The organism is Gilvibacter sp. (genome assembly GCF_013214815.1).
GTDB lineage: Bacteria > Bacteroidota > Bacteroidia > Flavobacteriales > Flavobacteriaceae > Gilvibacter.
The window spans coordinates 1-6,592 of the sequence record NZ_JABSPU010000098.1 but is presented as its reverse complement, the minus strand read 5'-3'; the positions used below and the strand labels follow the sequence as shown (position 1 = coordinate 6,592).

The window sequence follows — 6,592 nt, the reverse complement described above, 5'->3', positions numbered from 1 at the left end:
CCTTCTTTATCCCCAAAATGATTGCGGATATTGCCCCGGGTAATATCTCGATCAAACACGGGTTCATGGGCCCGAACTACACCACTGTATCCGCATGTGCATCATCGGCTAACGCCATGATCGATGCTTTGAACTATATCCGATTGGGTCACTGTGATGTGATCGTTACGGGTGGTTCCGAAGCGGCAGTTACCATTGCAGGTATGGGTGGTTTCAATGCAATGCATGCCCTTTCCACAAGAAATGAGAGTCCTGAAACTGCGAGTCGTCCTTTTGACGCTACGCGCGACGGATTTGTTCTCGGTGAAGGAGCAGGCGCATTGATCTTGGAAGAATACGAGCACGCAAAGGCTCGTGGCGCTAAGATCTATGCTGAGGTTCTTGGTGGTGGCATGTCCAGCGATGCCCACCACATGACTGCACCGCATCCCGATGGTATCGGAGTGGAGGCCGTAATGCTGAACTGTTTAAAGAATGCAGGATTAAATCCAGAGGAGGTTGATCACATCAATACTCATGGAACCTCAACACCTTTAGGAGATGTTGCTGAACTTAAGGCCATTTCTAAAGTGTTTGGAGACCATGCGAATAACATCAGCATCAATTCTACAAAGTCAATGACTGGGCACCTTCTAGGAGCTGCCGGAGCTATTGAAGCCATCGCTTCTATCTTGGCGATGCAGCACGACTTGGTTCCTCCAACGATCAACCACACTACGGTAGATGAAAACATCGATCCGAATCTAAATCTTATACTCAACAAAGCAGAGTCACGTGAAGTGAAAGTTGCCATGAGTAACACCTTCGGTTTTGGAGGGCATAACGCTTGCTTGTTGTTTAAAAAAATGGAGGCGTAAGACGGAATGACTTCCATACGAAACATATTCAATTCCCGTGCTGAAAAGGACGGGAATTTTTTTCGCGTTATAAAAAAGATTCTGGGCTTTGCTCCGGGGAATTTGGCCTTTTATGAAGAGGCATTTACCCACCGTTCCATGAATCAAAAAGATGACGACGGCATACAACAGAACTATGAGCGTTTGGAGTTTTTAGGCGATGCGATGCTGGGTGCTGTAATTGCAGCTCATCTGTTTAAAAAAGTTCCGCATGGCAATGAAGGTTATTTGACCAAGATGCGCTCTAAAGTGGTGAGTAGAGAGCATTTGAACGAGTTGGGAAGAGACCTGGATCTGGTCAGTTTGGTGCGCACCAATATCCCAGTGGAGAATTTCAGTGGAAACATTCACGGCAATGTTTTTGAAGCATTGATCGGAGCGATTTATCTAGACAAAGGCTTTAAGCATTGTGAGCGTTTTATTCACAAGCGCGTCATTAAACCCTATGTAGACATTCAAAAGCTAGAAGGGAAGATCATTTCCTATAAGAGTTTGCTTATTGAGTGGTGTCAGAAGCATAAGAACAGCTTCAAATTCATGGTTTATGAGGACAACGGCAACGACGATCTCAAGCATTTTGCCGTAAAGCTCACGATAGATGATCGCGTGATGGCCAAAGCGCGAGCTACTTCTAAAAAGAAGGCCGAAGAGCGCGCTGCCAAGCGTGCCTACTATAAACTGCAACGCAGAATTGAAGGCGATAAGCAGGCTGCAGAAGCCGCCCAAACTCCTCAGGATAAATGAGTACGCTCAAGTTAGAATTGACCTTAGACGACGACCTGGACAACAGTGTTGTTGTTGCAATTCACTGCAGCGAACCTGACTTTAGAATGGCTTATAAAATCAACCAGATTTTGCAGCTCAATTTGCAACGAGAACCGCAAGATTTAGAGTTTGTCTATGCAGAAGGAAAGGCAGAATATCCCTTCTTTTATTTTGAGGATTGGACCCACGACAGGCAGTTCCATTTGGTAGCCAATTCCACGGAACTTTTGGTGGATAAACCCTTGGCTTTGAGTGCCGATCTCTTTGGAGAAACCGCTGGTCCTAAGGCGAGAAAAGTGCATTTATTGCCCGAATTAAAGCAGGCAGATTACCTCTTAAAGATAACTTCAACCAAGAATAACCATTCCGAAAACGTTATCGTTTCAAGAATTAACGAAATTGCTCAAGTTATTACCGCGTATGTCGTAGATTTACAATCGGTGAAATCGAAAAGCAACTTAATTTTTGAGTGATGCCTACCCAAAAGAAGACTAAAATTGTGGCCACTTTAGGCCCTGCTACTTCAGATCGTGAAGTGCTAAGAGATATGATCCTAGCTGGGGTCAATGTTTTTAGAGTTAATTTCTCTCACGCCAATTATTCAGACGTGGAAGAACGTATTGCCATGATCCGTTCTCTCAATGAAGAATTGGATATTTCCACTGCTATTCTTGCTGACCTCCAAGGACCTAAACTGCGTGTTGGGATCATGAAGGAAGAAGTTGTAGTGAGTCCCGGTGATACTATAAAGTTTTGCACGGGAGATGAGTTTGAAGGTACTTCGGAAAAGGTCTATATGAATTACGACCAATTCCCTGCTGATGTAAAGGTTGGGGAACGCATTCTTCTGGACGATGGGAAGCTGATCTTTGAAGTACTTGCTACCGATGGAAAATCAGAAGTAAATACCAAAGTGCTTCAAGGAGGACCTTTGCGTTCCCGCAAAGGTGTCAACCTGCCAAACACCAATATTTCCTTGCCAGCCTTAACGGAGAAAGACCGCGAGGATGCTGTCTTTGCTATTTCTCAAGAAGTGGATTGGATTGCGCTGTCTTTTGTGCGTCACGCAGACGATTGCAAACAACTCAATGCGCTTATCAAAGAGCACAGTGAATACAAGATCCCGATCATCTCTAAGATTGAAAAACCAGAAGCCGTTAAGAACATCGATGAGATCATCGCCTATTCAGACGGATTGATGGTAGCTCGTGGAGATTTAGGTGTGGAAATTCCTGCCCAGGAAGTTCCATTGATCCAAAAACAACTAGTTCACAAGGCTAAAAAGGCGCGTATTCCGGTAATCATTGCTACGCAAATGATGGAAACCATGATCTCTTCTTTAACGCCAACACGTGCTGAAGTAAATGACGTTGCCAACTCGGTAATGGATGGCGCTGATGCCGTGATGCTTTCTGGAGAGACTTCTGTTGGGAAGTATCCGGTTGACGTGATCAAAACCATGTGTAAGATCTGTAAAGGGGTAGAAGAATCACCGTTGATCAAGGTTCCACAGAACCCTCCGCATATTAAAACTAACCGTTATATCACGAAAAGCATTTGTTATCACGCCGCTTTAATGGCCAATGAGATCGATGCTCGTGCTATTTGTACCTTGACCAATAGTGGATATACAGCCTTTCAGATCTCTGCTTGGAGACCGGCTGCGCACATTTTGGTATTTACCTCTAACAAACGCATACTTTCGCGTTTGAACTTGCTTTGGGGTGTTCGTGCCTTCTACTACGATAAGTATGTCAGTACTGATGAAACTGTAGAAGACGTGAACCGCATTGCCTCTGCTAAGAATTATGTGGTAAAAGGAGATTATCTGATCAATCTGGCAGCCATGCCGATCGTGGATAAGGGAATGGTAAATACCCTGCGCGTTTCTCAGGTATAAAAAAAGACCCCGAAGGGCCTTTTCTTTCCATTAAACAGTCTATTTATAAGCACGGATCTGTTGGATCTTCATGCCTTTTTCTGTGGCCGTGATACTCACGGTTCGCTTTACCTTTTTGGCGTCGTAGCTGTATTGTAGCTCCACCAAACCATTGGCGTCTCGGCTTACGTTAAGCGCATCAAACCAGCTGTCAGTTTCTTTTTTAGGTCCTTTGAACTGTTGAGTCTCTTTCCCGGTTTGTTTTGGGAAGGTGAACTCGTTCGGGATATCAAAGATCTTCTGAGCGATGAAATAGGCTTCATGCCATTCAGCTCCAGGAAGCATTAGGGTCTCTGTATTGACCGGTTTGCTCGCTGTACCTCCATCAGCTTCTGTATAGCTCACATTCGGATAGACTTCCTTGAGCTCTTTGGCGTAGCCGGCTGGCAACATATCGTCTTCAGGAGGGAAGTACTTGGACAGGTAGCCGTTAAATACATAACCGCTTTTACGGTTGAAGTTGACCTTGTCCATTCCGCCTTTGATATTATTGACCTTCATGGTTTGCTGCGGTTCATGCTCAAGCACTTCAAGACGCGTTCCATAAGGGATAATGGCGAGCTTCTCACTGTTGAGGTTGTTGAATGCGCGTAAGCTCAATCCCGTGCGGGCTGTGACGTAGAGATAGGTCGTTTTGACTTCTTCCATCGCCTCACCGACTTCTTTGAAGTCTTCGGTCATGGCCAACTGTTCGTTGATCACGCTCTGCGTTTCTGATTCTTGAATTTCTTGAGGGGCTTCTTTACAAGCTACTAGGGTGAGCGCTCCTAAAAGAGCTAGGCTCGATAATTTTACTGTGTTCATCTTTGCAAGTTTTAGCGTTAATAAAAATGTTATCGTAGCTTTCTTTGCAAGGAATTGCAGTCTTTATTTTGGGTGTTGGATGCCCGGTTTGTTTTTATAACGTCGACGGACAAAATAAATTTTTCAAAGGATGTGCCAACTCTTGGTTTTTGGCCTTTTTTAGGACTTTTTTAACGAAAACGAGCTCATTTTGGTCAATTTCTACTCAATTTTGGACAATATTTGATCAATCCAATAGGTCTTAGAATCCAAATAATGATCGGGAGCAATCCCAATTTCTTCAAATTCCATGTATTTTTCATATTTCGATGTGGTCAAACCCAGAGAATAACCAAAACAAGGTGTAATTAAACTGGGTTTGGAATAATTTCCAAAACCATAAGCTAGCGCGCCACGAGTATTCTCTCCATAAGTGGTCAGCTTGAGTTGTTTTTTGGCTTTCAAGAGGAAGTGTTCCGCATTACTGCCCACATAGATGTTTTGAATCAAGTGGAATTCGAGATCCTTTTTGCGCTTTTTGAACAATTTTAGAAAGGGATCAGAAGTTCTTGGGCCTCCGCCGCCATTGTTTCTAAGGTCCAATATGACCTTTCCAGAGGTCAGTTTTTCTTCCAAGACCTGCAGTAATTCCATGGCCTTTTTATAGGTTTCATTGTCACCACCAAAATCGCCCAAACGCACATAGTGGATTCCGTTACCGTAGTTTTCATATTGAAAGGTGTCGCCTTCCAAATAGTAGTTGTTGGAAGCCCAGTCTGCAGCCGCTTCTTCTCGCACCCATCGCTCTGGATACAATCTTCCATTAACCAGATTTACTTCATTGCGCTGTGGTTGGTGCTTTCTATTGTAAAAGACGCCTGAATAATATTCGCCTGTTTTGCGCAAGGCAAACTTTAAGGTACCCGCCGGCCAATCTTCGTGTTGACTTTCCAGTATATATCCACCGTAATCAAAAGTGGCATCATTAATCTTAACCACTGCTACACGATATACTCCTGCCAGATCATAAATTCCGGTGATCGGGTCATCAGTTGTGGTCACAGCGTTTGAGGTCAAGGCCTCCGGAGAACCGGCGTAAAAAGGACTAAGGCTTGTATAGTCTCGATCTTCATTGCGGTCAACTATATAAATATGATTGTCTTTAACCACATCCAAATAGGTTTGTAAGTAGTACAAACAGTTCAGTTCAATATTCTCATCCTTAGCGATCATATCCTTTAGGCCTGCAATAAGGACTCGGTCCGCCATAGGGGACTTCCATTGCGATTTGAAACTTGGAGCAGCTTTGGCCTGCTCGGCAACATAGTCCAACTCGCTGGCGCAGTTGCAATCCTGAGCAAATCCAACACTAAAAAATAAAAGGAGTAGTAGGCTAAAAGTAGCTTTCATGAAATGATGGTTTTATGTGATATTAATAGTGATTTGGGGAAATTGTTACACTAAAATTCAAATTTTAATTGTTCGCTAATGCTGTCTTTTTCTATGGGTTTGTCAGATTTGTCATTGTTCAAATTGGAGATGGATATCCCCAGTAATCTCACTGATTCTTTGAGCTTTTCTTGATACAAAAGCCCTTTGACTTCTTCCAAGATAAGCTCGGCGGTCGCAATGTAAAAGGGCAGCGTTTTGCTTCTAGTTTGAAGACTGAAATCACTGTACTTGATCTTTAAGGTGACCGTTTTCCCAGCGATCTCACTCTTGCCCAAACGACGCTCAATCTCTTCTGCAATGCCTTGCAGACGTTCCAACATAAACACTTCCGAGGTTATATTTTCACTAAAAGTGCGCTCTGCAGCAAGGGATTTTCGTGTTCGGTCCGGCTTTACTTCAGACCTGTGGATTCCGCGGACTACATCAAAATAGTACCCTCCACTCTTACCAAAGTGCTGGTCTAAGAATTCTCGGGAGCGCTCTTTGAGGTCAGCACCAGTAAAAATTCCCATTTGATACATTTTCTCTGCAGTGACCTTGCCCACTCCGTAGAACTTGCGAATATCCAAGGCTTCTAAAAAGGCCTCTACCTCTTCTGGTGGTACTGTTTTTTGTCCGTTGGGTTTATTGACATCACTGGCCACCTTGGCAATGAACTTATTGATAGAGATTCCTGCAGAAGCATTCAGGCCGGTTCGCTCTTTGATCTGTGCACGGATCTCACGGGCTATGAGTGTGGCGCTAGGGTTTCCTTTTT

At 44.0% G+C, this 6,592-nt stretch carries 7 protein-coding genes; 4 read left to right on the top strand and 3 right to left on the bottom strand.

Annotated features, from left to right (window positions below; genetic code table 11):
• From HRT75_RS13710 to pyk, 4 genes are all read left to right on the top strand, one after another.
• Positions 1–857 (top strand): beta-ketoacyl-ACP synthase II (locus HRT75_RS13710; RefSeq protein WP_291187869.1); only part of this gene is annotated, 857 nt, incomplete at its 5' end.
• A gap of 6 nt (positions 858–863) precedes the next feature.
• Positions 864–1,640: a ribonuclease III gene (gene rnc, locus HRT75_RS13705; RefSeq protein WP_291187866.1), complete on the top strand. Its 777-nt coding sequence runs from the start codon at positions 864–866 to the stop codon at positions 1,638–1,640.
• Positions 1,637–2,134, top strand: coding sequence for an IPExxxVDY family protein (locus HRT75_RS13700; RefSeq protein ID WP_291187864.1), 498 nt, complete (start codon positions 1,637–1,639; stop codon positions 2,132–2,134). The genes rnc and HRT75_RS13700 overlap by 4 nt, the downstream gene beginning before the upstream one ends.
• Positions 2,134–3,561 carry a pyruvate kinase gene (gene pyk / locus HRT75_RS13695; RefSeq protein ID WP_291187862.1) on the top strand — a complete coding sequence of 476 codons (1,428 nt, stop codon included), beginning with the start codon at positions 2,134–2,136 and terminating at the stop codon, positions 3,559–3,561. Before HRT75_RS13700 ends, pyk begins: the two co-directional genes overlap by 1 nt.
• A 39-nt stretch (positions 3,562–3,600) precedes the next feature.
• Here the strand turns inward: pyk and HRT75_RS13690 are convergent, their stop codons facing one another.
• The 3 genes from HRT75_RS13690 to HRT75_RS13680 all read right to left on the bottom strand — a co-directional run.
• A complete protein-coding gene (locus tag HRT75_RS13690; protein ID WP_291187860.1) occupies positions 3,601–4,404 on the bottom strand; it encodes an SH3 domain-containing protein in 804 nt (267 codons plus the stop codon).
• A gap of 201 nt (positions 4,405–4,605) precedes the next feature.
• Positions 4,606–5,793 (bottom strand): hypothetical protein, encoded by a 1,188-nt coding sequence (locus HRT75_RS13685; RefSeq protein WP_291187857.1) that lies wholly within the window; start codon positions 5,791–5,793, stop codon positions 4,606–4,608.
• 50 nt (positions 5,794–5,843) lie between these two features.
• The coding region (locus HRT75_RS13680) for a DNA polymerase IV (RefSeq protein WP_291187854.1) at positions 5,844–6,592 on the bottom strand (749 nt) is incomplete at its 5' end.